General features: G+C 63.1%; 19 protein-coding genes and 1 pseudogene. 6 read left to right on the forward strand and 14 right to left on the reverse strand.

The window, feature by feature from the left end; genetic code table 11:
- Positions 1-31 precede the first annotated feature (31 nt).
- From EA798_RS04455 to EA798_RS04470, 4 genes are all read right to left on the reverse strand, one after another.
- A complete protein-coding gene (locus EA798_RS04455) occupies positions 32-1,126 on the reverse strand; it encodes a DUF1513 domain-containing protein (RefSeq protein WP_122098196.1) in 1,095 nt (364 codons plus the stop codon).
- 2 nt (positions 1,127-1,128) lie between these two features.
- A complete protein-coding gene (locus tag EA798_RS04460; RefSeq protein ID WP_122098197.1) occupies positions 1,129-2,205 on the reverse strand; it encodes an imelysin family protein in 1,077 nt (358 codons plus the stop codon).
- Positions 2,206-2,250: 45 nt separating this feature from the next.
- Positions 2,251-3,669: a di-heme oxidoreductase family protein gene (locus EA798_RS04465; protein WP_122098198.1), complete on the reverse strand. Its 1,419-nt coding sequence runs from the start codon at positions 3,667-3,669 to the stop codon at positions 2,251-2,253.
- A gap of 168 nt (positions 3,670-3,837) precedes the next feature.
- The gene (locus EA798_RS04470; protein WP_122098199.1) at positions 3,838-5,172 is read right to left on the reverse strand and encodes an imelysin family protein; all 1,335 of its coding nucleotides are present in this window, start codon (positions 5,170-5,172) and stop codon (positions 3,838-3,840) included.
- Positions 5,173-5,340: 168 nt separating this feature from the next.
- Between EA798_RS04470 and EA798_RS04475 the strand changes: the two genes are divergently transcribed.
- Together EA798_RS04475 and EA798_RS04480 are read left to right on the forward strand one after the other, a co-directional pair.
- Positions 5,341-5,913: a LemA family protein gene (locus EA798_RS04475; RefSeq protein WP_122098200.1), complete on the forward strand. Its 573-nt coding sequence runs from the start codon at positions 5,341-5,343 to the stop codon at positions 5,911-5,913.
- A 1-nt stretch (position 5,914) separates the two neighbouring features.
- Positions 5,915-6,808: a GIDE domain-containing protein gene (locus EA798_RS04480; protein ID WP_122098201.1), complete on the forward strand. Its 894-nt coding sequence runs from the start codon at positions 5,915-5,917 to the stop codon at positions 6,806-6,808.
- Positions 6,809-6,822: 14 nt separating this feature from the next.
- Here EA798_RS04480 and EA798_RS04485 read toward each other — a convergent pair whose 3' ends face one another.
- The 4 genes from EA798_RS04485 to EA798_RS04500 form a co-directional block, all read right to left on the reverse strand.
- Positions 6,823-7,506 (reverse strand): spermidine synthase, encoded by a 684-nt coding sequence (locus EA798_RS04485; protein WP_122098202.1) that lies wholly within the window; start codon positions 7,504-7,506, stop codon positions 6,823-6,825.
- Positions 7,507-7,629: 123 nt separating this feature from the next.
- Positions 7,630-9,690 (reverse strand): putative bifunctional diguanylate cyclase/phosphodiesterase, encoded by a 2,061-nt coding sequence (locus tag EA798_RS04490; protein WP_122098203.1) that lies wholly within the window; start codon positions 9,688-9,690, stop codon positions 7,630-7,632.
- 282 nt (positions 9,691-9,972) lie between these two features.
- On the reverse strand, positions 9,973-10,554 hold the full coding sequence (locus EA798_RS04495) for a superoxide dismutase (protein ID WP_003294652.1): 582 nt from the start codon (positions 10,552-10,554) through the stop codon (positions 9,973-9,975).
- Between the two features lie 400 nt (positions 10,555-10,954).
- A complete protein-coding gene (locus EA798_RS04500; protein WP_122098204.1) occupies positions 10,955-11,563 on the reverse strand; it encodes a LysE/ArgO family amino acid transporter in 609 nt (202 codons plus the stop codon).
- Positions 11,564-11,655: 92 nt separating this feature from the next.
- On the opposite strand from EA798_RS04500, the gene EA798_RS04505 reads away from it, so the two are divergent.
- Entirely contained in the window at positions 11,656-12,546 is an 891-nt protein-coding gene (locus tag EA798_RS04505; RefSeq protein WP_106157862.1) for a LysR family transcriptional regulator ArgP, read from the forward strand.
- Between the two features lie 5 nt (positions 12,547-12,551).
- Here the strand turns inward: EA798_RS04505 and EA798_RS04510 are convergent, their stop codons facing one another.
- The gene (locus EA798_RS04510) at positions 12,552-12,821 is read right to left on the reverse strand and encodes a hypothetical protein (protein WP_106157863.1); all 270 of its coding nucleotides are present in this window, start codon (positions 12,819-12,821) and stop codon (positions 12,552-12,554) included.
- Positions 12,822-13,179: 358 nt separating this feature from the next.
- Here EA798_RS04510 and EA798_RS04515 point away from each other — a divergent pair, with 358 nt between their 5' ends.
- The gene (locus EA798_RS04515) at positions 13,180-14,079 is read left to right on the forward strand and encodes an ATPase (RefSeq protein WP_122098205.1); all 900 of its coding nucleotides are present in this window, start codon (positions 13,180-13,182) and stop codon (positions 14,077-14,079) included.
- Between the two features lie 59 nt (positions 14,080-14,138).
- Here the strand turns inward: EA798_RS04515 and EA798_RS04520 are convergent, their stop codons facing one another.
- Positions 14,139-16,001 (reverse strand): autotransporter domain-containing SGNH/GDSL hydrolase family protein, encoded by a 1,863-nt coding sequence (locus EA798_RS04520; protein WP_122098206.1) that lies wholly within the window; start codon positions 15,999-16,001, stop codon positions 14,139-14,141.
- 345 nt (positions 16,002-16,346) lie between these two features.
- Between EA798_RS04520 and EA798_RS04525 the strand changes: the two genes are divergently transcribed.
- On the forward strand, positions 16,347-17,540 hold the full coding sequence (locus EA798_RS04525) for a GGDEF domain-containing protein (RefSeq protein ID WP_106157866.1): 1,194 nt from the start codon (positions 16,347-16,349) through the stop codon (positions 17,538-17,540).
- A 37-nt stretch (positions 17,541-17,577) separates the two neighbouring features.
- Here EA798_RS04525 and pncB read toward each other — a convergent pair whose 3' ends face one another.
- The 4 genes and pseudogenes from pncB to hmpA all read right to left on the reverse strand — a co-directional run bounded on the left by pncB (position 17,578) and on the right by hmpA (position 20,950).
- Positions 17,578-18,780 carry a nicotinate phosphoribosyltransferase gene (gene pncB, locus EA798_RS04530; protein ID WP_122098207.1) on the reverse strand — a complete coding sequence of 401 codons (1,203 nt, stop codon included), beginning with the start codon at positions 18,778-18,780 and terminating at the stop codon, positions 17,578-17,580.
- A 299-nt stretch (positions 18,781-19,079) separates the two neighbouring features.
- Positions 19,080-19,232: pseudogene (locus EA798_RS04535) on the reverse strand (con-10 family general stress protein); the annotation flags it as partial.
- A gap of 253 nt (positions 19,233-19,485) precedes the next feature.
- Positions 19,486-19,719 carry a hypothetical protein gene (locus EA798_RS04540; protein ID WP_106157868.1) on the reverse strand — a complete coding sequence of 78 codons (234 nt, stop codon included), beginning with the start codon at positions 19,717-19,719 and terminating at the stop codon, positions 19,486-19,488.
- Between the two features lie 52 nt (positions 19,720-19,771).
- Positions 19,772-20,950: an NO-inducible flavohemoprotein gene (hmpA, locus tag EA798_RS04545; RefSeq protein WP_122098208.1), complete on the reverse strand. Its 1,179-nt coding sequence runs from the start codon at positions 20,948-20,950 to the stop codon at positions 19,772-19,774.
- Between the two features lie 261 nt (positions 20,951-21,211).
- On the opposite strand from hmpA, the gene EA798_RS04550 reads away from it, so the two are divergent.
- Positions 21,212-21,436, forward strand: coding sequence for a DUF2188 domain-containing protein (locus EA798_RS04550; protein WP_122098209.1), 225 nt, complete (start codon positions 21,212-21,214; stop codon positions 21,434-21,436).
- Position 21,437: the final 1 nt, after the last annotated feature.

Raw genomic sequence — 21,437 nt, forward strand, 5'->3', positions numbered from 1 at the left:
GGAACATCGGCGGTGTGGCGTTTTTCTTTAGCTAGAGGATGCGCAGATGGTTGTCCCAAAGCCCTGCCGGCAGCTGTAGCGGCGTGCTGGCGATACGTTGGCTGCGGCAGTCGAACAGGCGGCAACGACCCTGGCCGGAGCTGACCACGAAGCCCTCGGCGACTGCCGCGACGCCAGCGCAATCGGGCAGGTGGGCTTCCTGGCGCAGCTCGGTGCTGTCCAGATCCCAGATGAAGAGCTTGTTGCCTCGTGGTGCGGTTACCGCCAGCAAACGCAATTCGTCGTGGATGGCGAGGCTGGCGGTGTACTGGTTCATGATCTGCCGCTGCCTCTCGCCCAGCGGGAAGTGCTGGAAGGCCTGCCCGGGGCGCTTGATCGCCAGCAGCGGTACGCGGTCCATGGCATCGCCCTCGTACTGCTGCCCGCTGACGATGGTGCCATCGGCAGCGACGGCGAGGTGGCGCACGCTGTTCATCCGCTCCGGCAGCTGCTCCTTGCTGACCAGGCTGCCATCGCGGCGCAGCAGCACCAGGCTCGGCTCCATGGCGTCGAGATTCATCATCGCACGGCTGTCCGCTTCGGTGCGGATGCCGCCGTTGGCGATCACCAGGGTTTCGTTGTCCGGCATCCACAGGAGCTGATGTGGGCCGATGCCATGGGTCGCGTGCTCGCCAACGCGCACCAGCTGTCGGCCCTCCAGTCGATAGACACCGAGCACGCCACGGCCCGCATCGGTGGTGTCGTTTTCGGTGGTGTAGAACCACTCACCGTCCTGGTGAAACACGCCATGACCGTAGAAGTGCCGATGTGGCGGCGACGCCAGCACCTGCAAGAGCCGCCCGTCCCGCGAATCGATCAGATAGCTTTCGCGGCTCGGGCGACGGCCGACGAATACCGCGAGCGGCAGATAAGGGTGCGGGTAGACATCGTGGCAGCGCTCGGCGACCGGGGTGGCGAATACCTGACTGCCGTCGAGACGATACCCGACGACGTAATGCTTGCCGTCCGTGCCGTTGCGTGCCGACAGCAGCACCGGTTGGCCACCGTCACGGGTCAGGGTCCAGCCGGCGATACTGCCGACAGCAAGCATGGCGCCGGTCAGGCCAAGCAGGGTTCGGCGCCTCATGCTCAGTCTCCGTCGTGGGCGTTGAAACCGATCTGCACGCCAAGGGCGCGGGCCAGTTCCAGCTGGTGCAGGCGATGCAGGCTGTCGATGCGCTTGTACAGCGCGTCGAGCTCGCCACGTCCCGCGTCGTTGCCCAGCAGCTCGGCGAAGGGCTGATTCATGCCTGCCAGCTGCTGCAACAGCTCGGCATAAGCGGCGTCGATGCGCTTGGCCAGATCCGCCTGCTCGGCGCTGAGCAGCCTGCGCAGGCCGTCTTCGTTGGCGCCTAGCCACAGGCTTTCGGCCCCCTTGATCGCCGAGGTGATGTTGGCCAGCGTCGTGTCGCTGCGCCAGCCTTCGGCCTGATAGGGCTGCGGATGCCCCTTGGTCTGTCGACCGAGGGGGGCGCCGAGCTTTTTCTTCAGGCCATCGAGTGCGGTGACCTGAACGCGCAGCAGCTCGGCGATCGCTTCACTCGGCTCGGCGTAACGCTCATTGGGAAAACGGCGCAGTTGGTCGGCCACACCGTCCTTGTCCTGCCATTGCTGCAGCACGCCGGCGGCGAGCTGTTGCTGGTGCTCGCCGATCGCCGTAAGCAGCGGGCAATAGCGCTGCTTGGCAGCCGCATCACCGAGGTCGATGCTTTTGTCGAAAAGGATGTACTCATAGGCGCTAAGACCCTGGACCACCACGCTGGCGCCGTCCAGGTCGGCCTGGGTGAGTTCGGGTTTGGTGTTGAGCAATGCGGTGACCTGACGCGCGACGAGATTCTTCTTGTCCGGCCAGAACTGCACCTGCCAGGCCAGGTTGCCTTCGCCCATCGGGCCGATCAGCAGCGGCTGCAGGCCGGCCCATGCGGTCTGTGCATGCACGAAGGCTTCGCGCGCTTCTTCGGTCGTCTGGTTGTCGGCGCAATAGGCGATCGCGCTCGCGGCGAGGCGGCGGTCGGCTTCGGCCCACTGGCTATAAGTCGGCAGCAGCACGCCATCGGTCAGCGCCTTGCTGGTTTCGGCGCGCGGGTCAGCCGGGGTGCAGGCGCTCAGCAGCAGGGCGGTCAGCAGGCCGCCGCTGGCGATGCGCAGGGAGTAGGAGCGGATCATGGTGTCCTCATAGGCTTTAGCGCGGAAAGCTGGATTGAATGGTATTCAGAGCGATTCGAGGAAGCTCAATAGCGCGTTACGTTCTTCCTGGTTGAAGCCCAGCACGACCTGGCGGGCTTTCTCTGCTTCGCCGCCATGCCAGAGTATCGCTTCGAGCAGGTTGCGGGCGCGGCCGTCGTGCAGGAACTGGCTATGCCCGCTGACCGTCTGGGTCAGACCGATACCCCACAGCGGCGCCGTACGCCACTCACGGCCGCTGGCCTCGAACTCGGGGCGGTGATCGGCCAGGCCTTCGCCCATGTCATGCAGCAGCAGGTCGCTGTAGGGGCGGATGAGCTGGTTGGCCAGCTCCGGCTCCGCTGCGTCGGCGGCAGTGGTGAACTGCGCTACATGGCAGCGCTGACAGCCGGCACGGTGGAACAGCGTCTTGCCGGCAAGCACCTGCGGATCGCCGACGTTGCGTCGCGCCGGCACGCCGAGGTTGCGGGTGTAGAACAGTACCTGGGCAAGGATATTGTCACTCACTTCCGGCTCACCGCCGTCAGGCATGGCGCGGCACTCGGTCTGCCGTTCGGTGCAGCTGGTGCCACTGAACAGGCTGCTGGACAGCCCCATGTCGTTGAAGAAGGCGTCGGCGTTCTGCTGATTCAGGCCCGGCTGGCCGGCCTTCCAGCCGAAGCGACCCATCACGGTTTGCCGGGTGGTCTGGTCGAAGACCCGGTTCGGGCGTCCGGAGATACCGTCGCCGTTGCGGTCATCGGGGTCGGCATTGGCCAGCAGCGCCTCTTCGGGAATGGCTTCGAGCAGGCCGAGGCCGATCATCGGCGGCGCGATGCGCAGCGACATCTGGGTATCCGGATGCATATCGCCGTAGCCCAGCTCGCTCAGCTCGATGATCGGTTTGCGTAGTTCGACCTCGGTGCCGTCGGCGAACCTCACACGCTCGGTCGAATAGCGCAGACGAACCTTGCCCTCCGGGGCGACACCGGGAATCGCCATGTCCTGCAGCTGGCCGCCATAGCTCGGCTCGGGGGCGATACCGCGCTCGCGGACGACCTCGGCGTGCTCTGGCCCTGCCGGAATCGATAGCCGCACCAGCATCGAAACGGCGCTTGCCGCATCCGGCGCCGGCGGGTGTCCGCGGCCGTCCTTTATATGGCAGTTCTGGCAGGCGTTGGTGTTGAACAACGGGCCAAGGCCGTCACGCGCCGTGGTGGACGCGGGGGCGATGACCCAGGGGTTGCGGAAGAAGCTGTTGCCGACGCTGAAGTCGAGTCGACGTGTCGGCGCGAGGTTGGCCGAGGGCATGGAGAACGCGTTATGGTCGAACTTCATGACCGTGGTGGTGCCGCCCGAGAGCGCTTCGCCGGGTTCGGCCTGTGCGAAGCGCGGTGCGTCATCGGTGCCGCAGGCGGCCAGAGCCAGGGCCAGCAGCGGAAAGAGGCGGCGAAACAGCGGGCGCATCAAAAATACCTGCGGGGCGTGAATTAAGCCGCGCAATCTTAGCAGGCTAATCGAAATTGAATAAGAGGGATTTGCATTTGCGTGGGTGCCGCAGCATTGCGCTTTGGCGTTCGGGTGTGGATCCCTGGGGTGACGCGGGCGCAGGCGCTGCGCCCGTGTCAGAGCCGATCAGAACTCGTGATCGGCCGTGTCGGGGTTGAGGTCGCTGATGCCGAGGGCGGCGGCGGCCTGTTCGATGGAGGCGGTCTGCTTGACCAGTGCGGCGATGGCGTTACGCACCTTTTCCTGGCCTTCGGCGTTGTCCGCCGCGATCAGCTGGTCGAAGGCTTCGCCGTTGTTGGCGCTTTCAACCAGCACCTGCAGCTTGGCTTCGGTGGTTTCCAGGTCGGTCTTCAGCGTGCTGTCGACTTCAGGGCTGACACCCTGCACCAGCGAGGCGAGGCTTGGGCCGGTCAGGGTGCTGCCGTCGACGCGCTTGTACTCACCCAGATAAACGTTGCGAATGCCGCGGGCGTTGAAGAAGTGCGAGTTGTGCGTGTTGTCGCTGAAGCAATCGTGCTCGTCCTCGGTGGAGTTGGCCTCCAGCGCGACCTTCATGCGCTCGCCGGCCAGTTCACCGAGCGACAGGCTGCCCATGCCGAAGAGCATCTTGCGCAGGCCGTTTTCGCCCGATTCGGCTTCCAGGCTGGCGCGGTAGTTCTCGGCGCCCGGCTGCCACTGTTCGACCATCTCCTGCAGATCGCTGACCAAGAGGTCGGTCGCGACTTTCAGGTAGGTGCGGCGACGCTCGCAGTTGTCGCCGGTGCAGCCTTCACCAACGACGTAGTCGGTATGCGGACGCTCGCCGGCGCCCGGACCGGTGCCGTTGAGGTCCTGACCCCAGAGCAGGAACTCGATGGCGTGGTAGCCGGTGGCGACGTTGGCCTCGGAGCCGGCCAGTTCGTTGAGACTGGTCAGCAGCTCGGCGGTGAGCTCGCGGGTGTCGATCTTGTCTTCGCCGATCTGCAACTCGGTATTGGCGATGATGTTGGCGTTGGCGCCCGGGTTGCCCAGCGCATGCTGGTAGTCACCTTCGACGTAGTCGATCAGGCCTTCGTCCAGCGGCCAGGCGTTGAGCTGGCCCTCCCACTCGTCGACCACCGGATTGCCGAAGCGGAACACTTCGGTCTGCATGTAGGGAATGCGAGCGGCCAGCCAGGCCTGGCGAGCGGCTTGCAGGGTTTCATCGCTGGGGTTGGCGAGCAGCGCATCGATGGCCTGCTGGAGTTGCACCGCGGTGCTGTGGGCATCGCTGAATACGGCCAGCGCCAGGTCGGCGTAATGGCTGACCACGGCCTTGGCGGCCTTCTCGTCCGGCTTCTGCGTCTGTTCAGCCGGCACGCTTTCGGTTGTGCTTTGCGGTGCCGCGGTCTGGTTGGTGGGTGTCTTGTCTTCACCGCAACCGGCGAGCGAGATAGCCACGGCGAGAAGGCTGGCGGTTGCCCAGATGGGGGTGCGTAGCATGTGCGGGTTCCTTTGCGTGCGAATGAACGAAGCCGAGTGCTGCTCGGAAGCGGTCAATAATGCGAAAGATTTTCATTTTGTGCAAAGCCAATGCGTGCACGGCCTCTCTCTTCCGCGTCAGCGCAACCGGTAGAATGCTGGCGTTTTGAATCCAAATATGGAGATGTCATGAGCCTGAGCGCGGTGGTTGTGCTGGTAGTGCTGTTTCTCATCGCCGCCTATGCGGTGATCCTCTACAACGGCCTTGTGCGGCTCAAGCATGGCGTCGGCAAGGCCTGGGCGAACATCGACGTGCTGCTGCGCCAGCGCCACGAAGAGCTGCCCAAGCTGGTGGAGACCTGCCGCCAGTACATGCAGCACGAACGCAACACGCTGGAGCAGGTGATCAGCGCGCGCAACGCGGTTTCCAATGCTCGCGAGCAGGGCGACGTCGGTGCGCTGGGGCAGGCCGAGACCGGCCTGCGTGCGGGTCTGGGCCGGCTGTTCGCGCTGGCCGAGAACTACCCGGAGCTCAAGGCCAACGACAGTTTCCGTCACCTGCAGCAACGCATCAGTGGGCTCGAAAGCGGCATCGCTGATCGCCGCGAGCTGTACAACGAGGCGGTGAATCTGAACAACGTGCGCATCGAGCAGTTCCCTGATGTGCTGCTGGCCAGGGCGTTCGGCTTCAAGGAGGCGGCGCTGTTGCAGTTCAGTGAGGCGGAGAAGGCCGACGTCGATCTGAAGGCGCTGTTCGGCTGAAATGGACCTCGGCCAGTTTTTCACCCTCGCCCTGGCTGCTGTGCTGTGCATCGGCGGCGCCTGGATCTGTATCGGGCGCTGGTCGCGTGCGCGGCACCTGCTCGATACCCCGACGTCACGCATCCGCTCGGCGGCGCAGGGCTATGTCGAGCTGGTCGGCATTCTGCGTGAGCTGGCCGTGCCGCAGCCCGTGGCGCCGCTGACCGGTGAGCACTGCCTGTGGTGGCGCTACTGCATCGAAGAGTATCGCTCCAATGGCAAGCGCAGCAGCTGGAACGTGCTGGAGCGCGGCACCAGCGAAGCCTGGTTGCGCCTGGCCGATGCCACTGGCGAGTGCCTGATCGACCCGCGTGGCGCCGATGTGCATCCCGCCTACCGCAAGGTCTGGACCGGCAGCCTGCGCCACCCCCGTGGCGTCGCGCCGAGTGGCTGGCTGGGCCTGCTCAGCAGCGGCAAACGCTATCGTTACACCGAAGAGCGTCTGCATGAGGGCGAGCCGCTGTATGCGATCGGTGACTTTCGCACCACCGGCGGCGGGCGCCACGGCCTCGATCTCTCATCAGCCAAGCGTGAAGTGATCCGCCAGTGGAAGGGCGACTACGCTGGTTTGCTACAGCGTTTCGATAGCAACGCCGACGGACAGCTCGACGAGCAGGAATGGAATCGCGTGCACCTGGCCGCGCGGCTCGAGGCAGAAGATCGTCATCGCCAGAGCAGCGCCGCTCCGGAACAGCATCAGTTGTCTCGCCCCGATGAAGCGTTGCCCTTCGTGCTGTCCAGTCATGGGGAGGAGGTCATTACCCGGCGCTTCTACTGGCAGGCAGCGGGAGGCGCGGTGATGTGCCTGGCGGGCGCCGTATGGCTGGCAATGCAGCTGGGTATAACCGCCTGGTAACCGCCAGCTGCAGCTCAGCGCTTGCGCTTTTCGGCGATCCAGATGGTGTGTCGTGTGCCGCGGTTGCCATGCGCGAACACCTGCACTTCCTCGGCCTTGAAACCGGCTTTGGCAAGCTTGTCGGAGAAGGCCCGGTCGGCACTGGCCGACCATACCGCGAGTACGCCGGCCGGGCGCAGTGCGCGGGCGCAGGCATGCAGGCCATCCAGTGAATAGAGCCAGCTGTTGCTCTTCTGCGTCAGGCCTTCGGGACCGTTATCCACGTCCAGCATGATCGCATCGAAGCTCTCGGGCTGCTGTTGCAGCAGTTCGGCGACGTCCTGATTGAGCACCTGGGCGCGGCGGTCCCGCACAGGATGTCCGGACTTCTCGCCGAGCGCGCCGTGGTTCCATTCGATCACCCCCGGCACCAGTTCCGCTACCAGCACCTCGGCGTCAGGCCCAAGGTGGCGCAGGGCGGAAGCCAGGGTGAAGCCCATGCCCAATCCACCGATCAGTACACGTACCTGCGGGCGGCCGGCGATCCGCTTGCAGGGAATCTCCGCCAACGCGTCTTCCGAGCCGTGGGTGCGCGTGTTCATCAGCTGGTTGCCGTTACCGCGCTGGATCTTGATGACGAAGTCATCGCCATATTCGAACAGGCACAGAGCGCCACCGGTGGGGATCACAGCGGTGTCCAGAAGTACGAAACGTTTCATCGGGGGCTCGTCGCGGGCCGCGGACGGCCGGAAAGGGGGGGAAGTGTGGCCGAAGTCCTTGCGGCTGGCCAGCGTCTGGGCTTTCGCATCAGATGATTACGTCAGCGACTCTGCCGGCCTGGTCTAGCGGAGTTCGGAGTTGACTGCCCGGTCGAACGGCGCCGACTGGCGCAGCAGCAGGTCGAGGTCGCGTGCCGGCAGCGGCTTGCTGTAGTAGTAGCCCTGACCCTCCTGGCACCCTTCGGCGATCAGGTAGGCTTCCTGCTCAGGCGTTTCAACGCCTTCGGCGATCACCGTCATGCCCAGGCTCTTGCCCAGCTGGATGACCGCTCGGACGATGGTCGCGCCTTCGTCCTGGCCGATGTCCTGAACGAAGCTCTTGTCGATCTTGATCTTGTCCAGCGGCAGGCTCTTGAGATAGCTGAGCGAGGAATAGCCGGTACCGAAGTCATCGATCGCAATCAGCGCGCCGGAACGCCGCAGGCTGTGCAGGTTGTTCGCCGCGGCGTCGATGTCCTCCATCAACCCGGTCTCGGTGACTTCCAGTTCCAGGGTTTCGGCGGGGAGCTGATGCCTGTGCAGCAGCTCGCCGATCATCGCTGGCAGCTGTGGATGACGCAGTTGCACCGTGGACAGGTTCACCGCCACGCGCAGGCCGGTATGACCCTGAGCGTGCCATTGCCGCAGCTGGCTGCAGGCCTGATCGAGCACCCATTGGCCGATCTCGATGATGCTGCCGTTCTGCTCGGCCAGCGGAATGAACAGATCCGGCGGTACCAGTTTGCCCTGGGGATGCTTCCAGCGAATCAGCGCCTCGACGCCGGTGATGCGGTTCTGCCGGTAGTCCACCTGCGGTTGGTAGACCAGATGAAACTCGTTGCGCTTGAGCGCTTCGCTGAGGTCCTTCTCCAGCTCCCGGCGGGCCCGCATCTCGCTGTCGATACTGGCGACATAAAACTGGTAGCGGTTGCGTGAGCGGCTCTTGGCCAGCGTCATGGTCTGCTCGGCCTTCTGCAGCAGCTTCTCGGTGTTGTCACCATCTTCCGGATACAGCGTGATGCCGATGGTGGCACGCAGCCGAATCGGGTGGCCGTCCAGTTCGACCGGGTTCTCCAGATCGTCGAGCACCGCCTGGGCCAGTTCGGCGGCCTCGTACGGCTGCTCGATACCGCTCAGCACCAGTACGAACTGGTCGCCGCCCAGCCGTGCCAGCGCGCCCAGGCGCGTCTCCGAGGCGCGCAACCGATCCGCCAGAGCCTGCAGCATGTAGTCGCCGGCCTGGTAGCTGTACTGCTCGTTGACGCCCTTGAAGTCATCAAGGCCCAGACACAGCACTGCGATACGTCGCTGCAGGCGGCGCGCTTCATCGAGGATATGGTCGAGCTGACTCTGCAGTTGCTGACGGTTGGGCAGACCGGTCAGCGAGTCGTACTGGGTCAGGCGATGCAGACTGCTTTCGGCTTCCTGACGCAGGTGCATATTGTGTTCGATGGAGGCGAGCAGGCCGTTGGCGGTTTCCACCCACAGGCCCAGCTCGTTGCGCTCGTGCCCCCTGATCATCGGCAGCTTGTGTTCGCCGGGCCGGTCGGGATTGATCTGCGCGAGGTGCTCGATGAGCTTGGTCAACGGACGGGTCAGCAGCCACTGGTAGATCAGAAAGAGCACAAAGCCCAGGGTCAGCGCGCGCAGGAGGCCAAGGATAAAGATGACGACGGAGTCGTTGACGAACTCCTGGCCATACTGGGCGGTGTCCAGGGTGATGCGCAGTTCGCCGTAGTACTCGTTGTAGGGCGGCTTGCCGATCAGCGGGATCGAGAACTGCTGGTCGCGACCAAGAATCGGATCGGTCATCCAGCGGGTCGGCAGGCTGATGGGTGGCCTGATCTTCAGCGCCAGCATGCCTTCGTCCGGATGGCCTATCGATGCCATGCGAATCGATTCATGCTGAAACAGGCCTTCCATCACCTGGGCGCCCATCTCCCGGTCGAGGCTGTAGATCGCCTGGGTGGAGGGATCGCGAGTCATACGCAGGATGCGTTGGGCATCGGCCTCGATCAGCTGACGCGTCTTGTACGCGCCAAAGATGATCTGCGCGCAGCTGAGTACCAGCCCTACCGCCAGCGCCGATAGCAGGACGACACGCAGGAGCTTACGCGACAGGCTATTGCGCATTTCCAGCTTCAAATGAAGGTCCTTTTCCGTGCCGACGCCCGGTCGCAGAAATGTTGATAGTCATTCGGCAATCGTCAAAGAGGCCGTTGAGCGCGAGAACCACAGCTTAAACATGTGGCGCCTTTGCTGAGTGCAAGTGCAATCCCGTGCTCCTGAACAAAGATAGCGTATTGAATCATCTTCCGGCGCAATCCGTTCCTTACGGCCCCTACTCTATAGCGGCCGACCGGGGCCAAGCCTTAAATGAAAATGCCCGCGTGGGGGCGGGCATTTCATTACTGCGGTCCGGGTGGCTTAGCCTGCGAAGTTTTTCGCGACGAAGTCCCAGTTGACCAGGTTCCAGAACGCTTCGACGAATTTCGGACGAGCGTTGCGGTAGTCGATGTAGTAGGCATGCTCCCACACGTCGCAGGTCAGCAGCGGCTTGTCGCCTGCGGTCATCGGGTTGCCGGCGCCGATGGTGCTCGCCAGGCCGAGGCTGCCGTCGGACTTCTTCACCAGCCAGGCCCAGCCGGAGCCGAAGGTGCCGATGGCGGTCTTGGTGAACTCTTCCTTGAACTTGTCGAAGGAACCGAAGGAGGCGTTGATGGCATCGGCCAGCGCGCCAGTCGGCTGACCACCGGCGTTCGGCGCCAGGCAGTTCCAGAAGAAGGTGTGGTTCCAGACCTGAGCGGCGTTGTTGAAGATGCCGCCCGAAGAGGTCTTGATGATGCTTTCCAGATCCTTGCCTTCGAACTCGGTGCCCGGGATCAGGTTGTTCAGGTTGGTCACGTAAGCAGCGTGGTGCTTGTCGTGGTGGAACTCGAGCGTCTCGGCGGACATGTGCGGCTCGAGAGCATTCTTTTCGTACGGCAGCGGCGGCAATTCGAAAGCCATGATGTATCTCCTACTCAGGTGTCGAGGATTGATGCGGCCAGCTGGAAGGAGCGTACGAGGCGTGCCGGACATGCCGGTGAGCAGGTGCGAATGCGCGTCCCGCCCTGACCTCTGTCGTTCCCTTCGCTCGCTACATGCTTGCGCAATCTCTGGCCGTTCACGGTCGGCCGAACAGACAGACTGAAGCCTTCCGCTTCATGTCTGCGAGCCAGCGATCATAGCACCCGACCTGCGGCAAAACCACGCGGCAACTGTATGGAATAGAGGTTCCAGAGGGGTTGGCGGTGTGATGCCATCGGTTGCGAAAGACTGGCTGCGCCTTGCGTGGACCGCGTCACCTGCTCGGGCGTTCCTTGCGAGCTGCCAATCGGCACGCGCCGGAATGCCGCGGGCAGGGGCCTCAGCCTGCGAATGCCAGCTGCGCGGCGATCGCGAACATCATGGCCGCGACGCCGAGGTCGATCAGGCGCCAGGTCAGCGGACGCGCCAGCCAGGGCGCAAGCCACGCGCCACCGAGCGCCAGGGTCATGAACCACAGCGTCGACGCACTGGCGGCGCCCAGCGTGTAGGCGCCCGGTTCGGGTTGCTGTGCGCCGAGTGATCCGATCAGGACGACTGTATCGAGATAGACATGAGGGTTGAGCAGGGTCACGGCCAGTGCGGCCAGCAATACCGCGCGCAGCGGACGCGGTTGTGCGTCGGCGCTGCGCAGGCTCTGCGGCTTCGCCGCCCGGCGCAGTGCCAGGGTGCCGTACCAGACCAGGAAGGTGACGCCGCCCCAGCGAGTGATTTCCAGCAGCAGCGGATTGCTCGCCAGTACCGCGGCCAGACCAAACACGCCGACGCTGACCAGCAGTACGTCGCAGACGATACACAGCGCCGCTACGGGCAGATGGTGTTCGCGGCGCAGGCTCTGCGCCAGCACGAACGCGTTCTGAGCGCCAATGGCCATGATCAGCCCGGCCGCCACCAGTAAACCGTTGATATAGCTTTGCCAGATCGCATTCATGCCACACGCCTCATTCGAATTCTGCTGGCGAGTCTGGTGACTGGCAGGCTATAAGAGAAACAAATTATCGTCACGGGGTATTAGGAAAACTGATGTTCGATTACAAGTTGCTCGCTGCCCTGGCGGCGGTCGTGGAACAGGCCGGGTTCGAGCGGGCGGCACAGGCGCTTGGGCTTTCGCAGTCAGCCGTATCGCAGCGGATCAAGCTGCTCGAGGCGCGCGTTGGGCAGCCAGTGTTGTTGCGTGATGCCCCGCCCAGGCCGACCGAGCTGGGCCAGCGCTTGCTCAATCATGTTCAGCAGGTGCGTCTGCTCGAGCGTGATCTGCAGGGCCAGGTTCCGGCGCTGGACGAGAACCGCTTGCCCGAGCGGCTGCGGATTGCGCTGAATGCCGACAGTCTGGCGACCTGGTGGGCGGGGGCAGTCGCACCGTTCTGCGCCGAGCATCGGGTATTGCTCGATCATGTGGTGGAGGATCAGGCTGTCGGACTGAAAAGGATGCGTGCGGGCGAGGTGGCGGCGTGCGTATGCGCTGCGGAGCGACCGCTGGCGGGTGCGCGCAGCCAGTTTCTGGGGGCGATGCGCTACCGCGCACTGGCCAGCCCGGCATTCATCAGCCGTCATTTCAAGCAGCCGTCAGCGGCGACAGATCTGGCACGGGTACCGGCTGTGGTCTTTGGTCCGGACGATCAGCTGCAGCATCGCTACATGGCGTCAGTCGGCGGTGGTGAGGCTTTCATCCACCATCTGTGTCCGTCTTCCGAAGGGTTCGTGCGTCTGCTGCTCAGCGGGCTGGGCTGGGGGCTGGTGCCGGAGTTGCAGGTGCGCGGCGAACTTGCGCGTGGGGAATTGGTCGATGTGCTGTCCGGACCGCCGATCGACGTGCCGTTGTACTGGCACCACTGGCGTAATGGCGGGCAGCTGCTCGATGAGCTGACCCGGCATCTGGTGCATTGCGCCAGCGGCTGGTTGCTGGTCGATTGACAGACTCAGGCGAGAACTCGCTGGCCCCGATAGATGCGCACGGTAGCGCTGCCTGAATTGCGCGCCGGAGGCGGCACAGGGGCTGGCAACTGATCGCTGAAGGCGGCGAGCTGGCGGCCGAGTTCGCGCGTCAGTTCGTCATTCGAGCGCACGCAGCCGGCCAGCATGGCCGATACCGCGTCCGGTTGGTTGAGATGGATGTCGAGTTGCTGCTCATCGCGAAGTCTGCGTCGCAGGCTGCGCATGCAGTCGATAACCGCTTTGTTCAGCTCCATGCTGTGTTCCTCGTGATTGCCCTAAGGCCCGACATCCGTGTCGGAAGTGTCTATCCGCTGGCATGAGAGATAGAGCAAGCGGCGTACCAAGTCGTGCCGGACACCCGTCGAAAACCGGGACAGCGACGCGCAGGGCACAGCTGACGAGGTTTGCACCTTTTCCGTGGTGATGGGCGCGCGATACCCAGGTGTCTCGCCGTGGGCAGAACTCGATGTTTTGTGCACCGTGATGCGTTTCACAGCCAGCGCCATGCTCTAACGCGGTGCATCTGGCCAGCAGGGCAGCCATCGCTGATGGCTGCGTCCCGAATCGTTATACTGCGCGCTGTTTTTCGCTCCGCGCCATTGAAGGTACCCCATGCGCAACGATGCTCACGACGAACTGGACAATATCCCCAGCCTGACCGCAGGCCGTGATCGCGTGGAGCCCTATCCGGCGCCGGATCTCGAGCCGATTCGGCGGACGGCAGCCGAGCCTGTCGATGATGGTCGCTCTCGGCAGAAGCGCCGTGCCGGTGGCGGTGGTGGCCGAGCGAGCTCGGCTCCGCTGTGGGTCATGGTGCTGGCCTTGCTGATCAGCCTTGGCGCGCTTGGCTGGTGGAGCTACCAGAAGATCGCGATGCTGGAAATGCAGCTGGTCGCGACGCAGGAGAGCTTCGCCCGTATCAGTGAAGACGCTGCGGGGCGCCTGCAGGATATTTCCGGCAAGGTTGTCGCGACCGAATCCAACGTGACCACCGAAAGCGAGGCGGTGAAGCTGCGCATCAAGCAGTTGGAGCAGCAGACCGTAGAGCTCGGCCGCAAGCAGCAGGCCTTCGCCACCGAGCAGCAGAGTCTGGCGGGTCGCCAGGGCAATCAGGATCAGCGCCTGGAGGAGCAGGGCAGGCGTCTCGAACGTCTGGGTACTGATCTTCAGACTCAGCAAGGCACCACTGCGTCTCTGGCGGAATCCGTCAAGACGCTGGGTAGCGAGCAGGCGTCGCTGAAGTCGACGCTGGATGAGCAGGCCAAGCAGGCAGGACGGATCGACAGCCTGAGCAAGGATGTGGCGGCGCTGAAGCAGGGTGGCAATCAGAGTCAGGCGATCAGCCGTCTGGAACAGGACATCCTGGTGCTGCGCAGCCAGCTGGACAACCGTCCGGCACCGAGCGCCGCCAACACCGCCGAGTTCGACTCCTTCCGTGCTCAGGTCACCCGTACCATCAATGCCATGCAGAGCCAGATCGCCAATCTGCAAGGGCAGATCGACGGTCGCTGATCCGCCGTTCGTCGCCGCCGCGCCTGTCGCGGCGGCGTATCCCCCTCCGGCGAGCCCTGCTACAAATCCCAGGCCAGTGACAACCCCAGCCCGTGGTCGCGGTTGTCGTTGCCCCGATAGTTATAGTTGGCGCGCAGGGACAGGCCTGGGCTCAGGCGATGCGCCAGGCCAAGGCTGAAACGCGTCTGGTCGCCCGTCGGCATCGCTCCCGGCAGCTCGAAGCTGTTGTCCGGCACGCTGTTCAGCGACATGCGCAGATCCTGTCGATCCTCGTCCTCACGCTCCACCTCCCGTGCCACTTCGCCGAACAGCCGTGTGCGGTCCGTCAGCGCGTACTCGCCGAATAGCCCGAGCGACAGGCGCAGCGATTTCAGTTCCTGGTCGTGGTAGCTCAGCGCGGTTGATCGCGCACCTTTCTCGCTGTAGCCGTCGACGTCGACCTTCTGGTAACTCGCGCCGATAAAGGGGCCGAACTGCAGCTGATCGCCGGGCTGCATGAGATTGAAACCAGCCTTGGCAGCCGCGCCCCAGAGCGTGCCTTCGGTATCGCCTTTTTCTGCGCGTTCGGTGATGCCGAGGGCGAAGGTGCGCTTCAGGTCGTGGTAGTCCAGGTAGCCCGCGCTGAGGCTGAAGTCAGCGAACAGGCGCTGATACTCGTAACGGGCGAACGCCGTGGCCAGGTAGCTGCGCATGTCGTAGTCGGAGTCGTTTCGACCCAGCTCCAGCGAGTTTTCCGCCAGCCCGAGGCTGACGCCGGCCAGCCAGGCTTCGCTCAGGCGCTGGGTAACCCCCACGGACAGGCTCAGCCCGTGACCGTCGCCGCCACCGTAACCGTCGTACTCAGGTCGGTTGTAACCGCCTTGGACAAAGGTGCGCCAGGCACCGACTGCCTGCCAGTTGCCGCGCTGGGCAGACAGTTCGTTGTCCAGCTGCTGCAGGTGGGCGCGCAGTGCCGAGCGACCCATTTCCGGTAGCAGCGACACTTCCCAGGGCGCGGAAATAATCGAGTAGAGGTAATCGGCGCTGATCTGGTGAACAGCGGTGGTCGGATGGACGCCATCATTGAACATCAGGCGACTCGGGTCTGGCGCGATGCCGCCCAGGCCGTAGGTCGGGTCAGGCAGGCAAGGGGTCGAAGATGAAGAGTCGAAGCAAACTGCAGTTTGTGCCACGTTCGGGGCAAAGCCGAATGCGGCAAGGTCAGCGCGAACTTCCGACAAGAGCAGGCGGTTATTCACCAGCACATAGTTGCCGCCTTGGGCTTGCAGGCGGCTCGCCAGCTCCGCGTTGAATTGATCGCTCAGCAAGTTGAACGCAGCGGTTTGGCCTGAAAAAGCCCCTAGCGGCGTCGTGCCGACATCGGGCAGATCGGAGACGATGATGTAGCGCGCGCCCGCTGCCTGTAACGCGCCGACGCCTGCCGCCAGGTCGCGTGCTGCTGCGACCATATCTCGCCCCTGAAAGATGTCGTTGCCGCCGCCGTTCAGGTAGTAGAGGGCGTTGGCATCGGCGCGCGTGTACCTGGCCAGGTAACCCGGGCGCGGGCCGGCGCCTGGATCCGACGAGCTGGTGATGGAGTTGAGTATTTCGTCGGTGCGATAGCCCCCGACCGCATAGTTGGTTCCGCCGGTATCTGGCCGCACGAGTGGCGTGGCGGGGTTCGACTGCAGGCCGAGCAGGGACGCCAGTTGCTGGGTCCCCACCTCTGCGTAGGCTTCACCGGGGCCGTAGGTTGGACCGATGCGGTTGGTGAAGCGCAGCGCATCGAACGTCGGGCTCAGCATATCGGGAAAAGTGCCGGCATCACTCAATGAGTCGCCGAAGACGACGAACTGGCTGAACGGGCCGCTGTTGGCGGTAGCCGTTCCGGCCGCACAGGTAAGCAAAATGACTGCCGCAAGCGGTTTGAGAGCGCTCTGCACGGAGTATCTCCTTATTGTTTTTCTTGTGGATACGTCGCTCACGCAGACGCGGGCGACCCGGTCACGCTAATGGCTGGGACAGGTGCGTATAAGCGCTCGAAAGGGCGAATCGTTCTCGTCGGCCGGCTAGTTCTTTTGTCGTACTGGCTATTTGCCTCCAGGTTTATTGCTGTGGCTCAAAGGATTGCACTGCCGAGCTGCGTACCATCCATCGGCTTCGCTTGTGAGCCGGACGACGAGTACCACGCGCCGGCTGTTTTGAAGGGAACTGGAGGACCCGAGGTCGGCAGCTGTCGGCGACGGGCTGAGCAAGAAAACCATCCCGGCCTGGGAGCACAACAATAAATGCCAGCGTTTCTCGATCTGCTACGTGACCGTCTGTCCTCGCTGCTGCCGAGCGAGTTGAAACCCAATGAGCTTCGTCATCTGCTCAGCCCGCGGCGCCATCCGCTGCTGCTGTGCCAGCGTCGCGCAACCTTGATCGTCAATCGCGTGCGCCTGTTCGCCTTCCTTTTTGCTGTGTTGACGCCGTTGTGGAGTCTGATCGATCTGATGGTGTTCGAGCCCAGGCTGTGGGCGGCGCTGGCCGGGTTCCGGATGATGGCCTGCCTGGCGTTCACCTGCCTGCTGCTGTTCTATCGCCCGAGCGGCAACCTGTTGGATGCCTACCGCGCAATAGCGATCCTGTTCGCCATTCCAACCATCTTTTACATCGCCTCGCATACCCTGCTTGGCAGCTACCAGCTGGCGCAGTTCTCCGCTGTGGTCGGTGCCGGCTATGCATTTCTGCCGTTCGTGCTGATGGCGGGGCTGACGATATTTCCCCTGACCCTGGTGGAGAGTCTGGTGCTTGCCAGCCTGCTGCTGCTCGCCCAGGCGCTGGCCGGCTATCTCAGCTGGGCCACACTCAACTGGCCATCGTTTGCCGGAGCGTTCTGGCTGCTGATCCTGATTGCCGGTGTGGCCAGCCTGGCTGGAATGAGCCAGCTGGCGTTCATGTTCGCCCTGGTACGCCAGGCTATCCGTGATCCGCTTACCGGGGTGTTCTCTCGCGGCAGCGGTGAGGAAATCCTCCGCTTGCAGTGGGACAGCGCACAACGCAAGAACGGCGCGCTGGCGTTGGCGTTCATCGATCTCGACCACTTCAAGACCATCAACGACAACCATGGCCACGAAGCCGGGGATCAGGTGCTGCGCGAAGCGGCCCGACGCCTGGTCGCAGCCTTGCGTGCCTCCGACAGCCTGCTGCGCTGGGGCGGCGAAGAGTTTCTGTTGATCATGCCGGACACCGACATGCAGCAGGCGCGTCAGGCGCTCGAGCGCATTGTTGGTCAGGGGCTGGGTCAGCGGCCGGACGGTGCAGCGCTGACGGCAAGCATCGGTCTGGCGGAACGCTGCTGCGATCAGGTAGCCGACTATCGCGATCTGCTGGAACTGGCGGACAAGCGCATGTACTGCGCCAAGACAGGCGGGCGCAATCGCCTCTGCGCGGTGGAGCCGGAAGCCCTGGAGCAGGCAACGTTCGTACTGGGAGCCTAGTTGCGTTGGCAAGAAGAGGCCGTTCGCGACGGGCCGGTCAGCTGGCGTCGACGTTGAAGACGTGGCGCAGATAACTGACGAATGCGGCGTCGCGGCACATGGTTTTACCGGGTGAATCCGATAGTTTCGCCACCGGCTGGCCGTTGCAGCTGGTCATCTTGATGACCATGTTGGTTGGCTCCACCCCAGGGATGTCGCAGGTAAGCCCGGTACCAATACCAAAGCTGGCGTGAGTACGCCCGGCCAGTGCGCGATGTATTTCCAGCGCCTTGGCGAAGTTCAGCCCATCGGAAAAAATCAGCTGGCGCGTTCGAGGGTCTATACCCAGGCGCTGGTAGTGCGCGATGGCCTTCTCGGCCCAGACCAGCGGATCCCCCGAATCATGTCGCAGGCCGTCGAACAGCTTGGCGAAGTAGAGATCGAAGTCGCGCAGGAAGGCATCCATCGTGATGCAGTCGGTCAGCGCGATCCCCAGCGCCCCACGGTATTCGCGTACCCAGCAGTCGAGTGCCGCGACCTGGCTGTCGATGAGGCGCGGCCCGAGTTGCTGGTGCGCCATGATCCATTCGTGAGCCATGGTGCCCATCGGTTTCACGTGCTGCACGCGTGCAAGGTGCACATTGCTGGTGCCGACGAAACGGCCCGGAAAATCCTGTTGCAGCCGTTCGACCACCATCGCCTGAACCGCGTAGGAGAAGCGTCGGCGCGTGCCGAAGTCCGCCAGGGTGAAGCGTGCCAGCTCCTCGGCGCTGGCCTGGCTGCGCAACCAGTTCAGCTTCTCGTTCAGCCGGTCGCTTGCCTGTTCCAGGGTTACCTGCGGATAGCGCACCCGGTTGCGTACCTCGCTGACGATGGCCAGTAGCGGCACCTCGAACAGAATCACATGCAGCCAGGGGCCACGCAGGTACATCACCAGTTCGCCGTCCTCGATGTCGACGCGCAGGTAACGCAGGTCGAAGCGAAACAGGCCGAGGAACCGGATGAAGTCAGGTTGCATGTAAGGGATGCGTTCGAGATAGGCCAGCTCTTGGGGGGTGATCTGCAGGTCGGCAAGCGCTTCGATCTGCTGGCGGATCGCATCGAGGAAGGGCGTCAGGTTCTCACCGGAGCGGCTGCGAAATGCCCACTCCACTTCCGCGTTGGGGTAGTGATGCAGCACTGCCTGCATCATGGTCAGCTTGTAAAAATCAGTATCCAGCAGGCTCTGGATGATTCGTTCGGAGAACGCAGTGCTGCTCATCGATCACTCCAGATTAAAAGTCCCGCCTCATGATACGACAAACGGCATGACGCGCCGGCTGCTTGTGCTGGACATTTAGATAATGCTGCTGGGCTTGCTAATGGAGGTTGTTTCGTTAGTAATGGTGAGTGCAGGTTCGGTGATATGATTTATATATTATTTTGATATCTGTAATTCCACTTTCGTGAAGTTAATGGGCTACTAATTGCCTGGTGCTAAGTCATTAATAAGAACAGGGTCGCGATAAAAAAGAAGGGCAGGAGCCAGTAAGGCGCCTGCCCTTCTTTTGCCGTCAGCGCTTAGCTGCTGCGGCCACCGCCGTGGCTGTTCTGGCCACCCTTGCGGCCGGCTTCGGAGGCCTTCTCGCGGTCGTTGGCGAAGTTTCCGCCACTGTTGTGGCCGCCCTTGCGGCCAGCTTCGGATGCTTTCTCTTTATCGTTGGCGAAGTTGCCAGGGTTGTTATTTGCCATGTCTTTTTCTCCTCAAGTGGATAGAGACTTTCACAAAAGGGCTGAAGGAAAGAGATCAATCAGCCTTCACTGTGTCAGAGGGAGTCCGGCGGCAGGAGTTTCGAATAATTAAACTCTGTAGACGAATGGTTTTCCCCATGTCGAGTAGGACTATGGCGGAGTGAAATTACAAGCGAGACGGCGAAGTTAATATAGTAAGCGCAATTATCTCTATCCGGAGAACGCATGCGTCCCTTCAGGCCGCAAGCTTGTCGTTGCGCTCGGCCAGAAGGCGCATGACGTAGCCGATCTTCAGTGCGCTAGGGCCGAGGATAACCAGCGCATGGGCAGCGACGACGCTACCCAGCGCAAGGTGTTGGTCGAACAGGTAAGCACCGCTGATTCCTGCCAGTAGAAGTAGTACGCCAGCAATCATCAGGGCGTTGGCTGCGCTCATCAGGTGCTGCGGGGCGGATGGGTGATAAAGCATGGCTGAATCTCCTTCGCGAAGAGGCTCGCAGCGAGCGAGCCTCGGGGGTGGATCAATCGAGAGCGGAAGCGGGGCCGAAGAACTCGTAGCGCGTCTGCTGCTCCGGCACGCCGAGGGCTTTGAGCTGACGGCGAACGGCGGCCATGAATGGTTTCGGCCCCAGGAAGTAGGCGTCGACATCACGGTCGGCAGGCAGCCATTCGGCGAGCTGACGTTCGCTGAGCCGGCCAACGGCATCCGGTGCGGGGGTTGCGTCGGAATGTTCCTCGTAGCAGTAAAAGCGCTTGAGCTGCGCGTGGCGCTCGGCCAGCGCATCCACGCTGCGGCGGAACGCATGCACGCCAGCGTTGCGGGCGCAGTGGATGAAGTGCACCGGTCGGGCGCTGGCCAGTGCCTGTTCCAGCATCGCCAGGGTCGGTGTAATGCCGACGCCACCGCTGATCAGCACCAGCGGCTTGTCGCCGGGTTGCAGGGTGAACTCGCCGGCCGGCGCGAACAGGTCCAGCATTGCGCCCTCGGGCATGTCATGCAGCGCGTTGGACACCACGCCGCCAGGCTCGCGCTTGACGCTGATGCGGTACTCCCGACCGTTGCTCGCAGCGGACAGGGAATAGTTGCGCCGCACTTCCTTGCCGTCGATCTCCAGGCGCAGGCCGATGTACTGGCCGGGGACAAAGTCCATCAACGGCCCGCCGTCCTCCGGCTGCAGGTGGAAAGAGATGATCTCGTCGCTCTCGACCACCTTGCTGGCGATGCGAAAACGTCGCGCGCCGCGCCAGCCACCGACGGCCTCGGCCTTGGACTGATAGAGCTGTTCCTCCTGGCCGATGAGGATGTCAGCCAGCTGCTGATAGGCGGCGCCCCAGGCATCGATCACCGCGTCGGTAGCGATTTCCTCGCCCAGCACTTCGCGGATGGCGCGCAGCAGGCAGGAGCCCACCAGCGGGTAATGTTCGGGCAACACCTGCAGGGCGACGTGCTTGTTGATGATCTGTGCGACCAGCGGGCCGAGCGCTTCGAGGCGGTCGATATGCCTGGCGTACATCAGCACGCCGTTGGCCAGGGCACGTGGCTGCTCGCCGCTGGCCTGGTGGGCCTGGTTGAACAGTGGCTGCACCTCGGGGTGTTCGGAGAGCAGCAGCTTGTAGAAATGGTTGGTAAGGGCTTCGCCGCCGCTTTCCAGCAGCGGTACGGTGGCCTTGATCAGGGCGATCTGTTCAGCGCAAAGCATCTATGACTCCTCTGGTGGGAAAGGCGTCCGGTGATCGTGGTGCGATCACGAAACGTTCTACACAGGTGCTTCAACAATCGTTCCAGGTTGAAATTGACTTAAATCAAGGTTTGCAGCGGATGAGGAGTAAAAACGACCCTGACTTTTAAGGTCCCATGAACCGTGCTGGGTTTATTTTACCATTGCACCAAAGCGAACCTCGGACGATGACGGCTTTCTTAACAGAGCATCCATAACAAACCGCCACACCGGAGGAACGCCATGGAGACCTACCACATCACCCACGAAGAAGACCGTTGGGTGCTACGCGAAGAAGGTGACCAGCGCGCCCTGCTCGAAGCAGCGACCCGGCAAGACATCCTCGACGAGACGCGGGATTACATGAAACTGCGCACGGCGCTGGTCAAGGTGCATGGCGAGGATGGCGAGGTTGCAGAAGAGCATCGCTATCCGCAGGAGCAGGACCCGCTGGCAACCCGAGGATGAA

Origin of the sequence: Pseudomonas songnenensis, assembly GCF_003696315.1 — a bacterium.
GTDB lineage: Bacteria > Pseudomonadota > Gammaproteobacteria > Pseudomonadales > Pseudomonadaceae > Stutzerimonas > Stutzerimonas songnenensis.

What these genes read in the sequence shown, in the direction of transcription:
- EA798_RS04455 (WP_122098196.1), bottom strand. Translation starts at nt 1,126, where the DNA reads ATGAGGCGCCGAACCCTGCTTGGCCTGACCGGCGCCATGCTTGCTGTC.
- EA798_RS04460 (WP_122098197.1), bottom strand. Translation starts at nt 2,205, where the DNA reads ATGATCCGCTCCTACTCCCTGCGCATCGCCAGCGGCGGCCTGCTGACC.
- EA798_RS04465 (WP_122098198.1), bottom strand. Translation starts at nt 3,669, where the DNA reads ATGCGCCCGCTGTTTCGCCGCCTCTTTCCGCTGCTGGCCCTGGCTCTG.
- EA798_RS04470 (WP_122098199.1), bottom strand. Translation starts at nt 5,172, where the DNA reads ATGCTACGCACCCCCATCTGGGCAACCGCCAGCCTTCTCGCCGTGGCT.
- EA798_RS04475 (WP_122098200.1), top strand. Translation starts at nt 5,341, where the DNA reads ATGAGCCTGAGCGCGGTGGTTGTGCTGGTAGTGCTGTTTCTCATCGCC.
- EA798_RS04480 (WP_122098201.1), top strand. Translation starts at nt 5,915, where the DNA reads ATGGACCTCGGCCAGTTTTTCACCCTCGCCCTGGCTGCTGTGCTGTGC.
- EA798_RS04485 (WP_122098202.1), bottom strand. Translation starts at nt 7,506, where the DNA reads ATGAAACGTTTCGTACTTCTGGACACCGCTGTGATCCCCACCGGTGGC.
- EA798_RS04495 (WP_003294652.1), bottom strand. Translation starts at nt 10,554, where the DNA reads ATGGCTTTCGAATTGCCGCCGCTGCCGTACGAAAAGAATGCTCTCGAG.
- EA798_RS04500 (WP_122098204.1), bottom strand. Translation starts at nt 11,563, where the DNA reads ATGAATGCGATCTGGCAAAGCTATATCAACGGTTTACTGGTGGCGGCC.
- EA798_RS04505 (WP_106157862.1), top strand. Translation starts at nt 11,656, where the DNA reads ATGTTCGATTACAAGTTGCTCGCTGCCCTGGCGGCGGTCGTGGAACAG.
- EA798_RS04510 (WP_106157863.1), bottom strand. Translation starts at nt 12,821, where the DNA reads ATGGAGCTGAACAAAGCGGTTATCGACTGCATGCGCAGCCTGCGACGC.
- EA798_RS04515 (WP_122098205.1), top strand. Translation starts at nt 13,180, where the DNA reads ATGCGCAACGATGCTCACGACGAACTGGACAATATCCCCAGCCTGACC.
- EA798_RS04525 (WP_106157866.1), top strand. Translation starts at nt 16,347, where the DNA reads ATGCCAGCGTTTCTCGATCTGCTACGTGACCGTCTGTCCTCGCTGCTG.
- pncB (WP_122098207.1), bottom strand. Translation starts at nt 18,780, where the DNA reads ATGAGCAGCACTGCGTTCTCCGAACGAATCATCCAGAGCCTGCTGGAT.
- EA798_RS04540 (WP_106157868.1), bottom strand. Translation starts at nt 19,719, where the DNA reads ATGCTTTATCACCCATCCGCCCCGCAGCACCTGATGAGCGCAGCCAAC.
- hmpA (WP_122098208.1), bottom strand. Translation starts at nt 20,950, where the DNA reads ATGCTTTGCGCTGAACAGATCGCCCTGATCAAGGCCACCGTACCGCTG.
- EA798_RS04550 (WP_122098209.1), top strand. Translation starts at nt 21,212, where the DNA reads ATGGAGACCTACCACATCACCCACGAAGAAGACCGTTGGGTGCTACGC.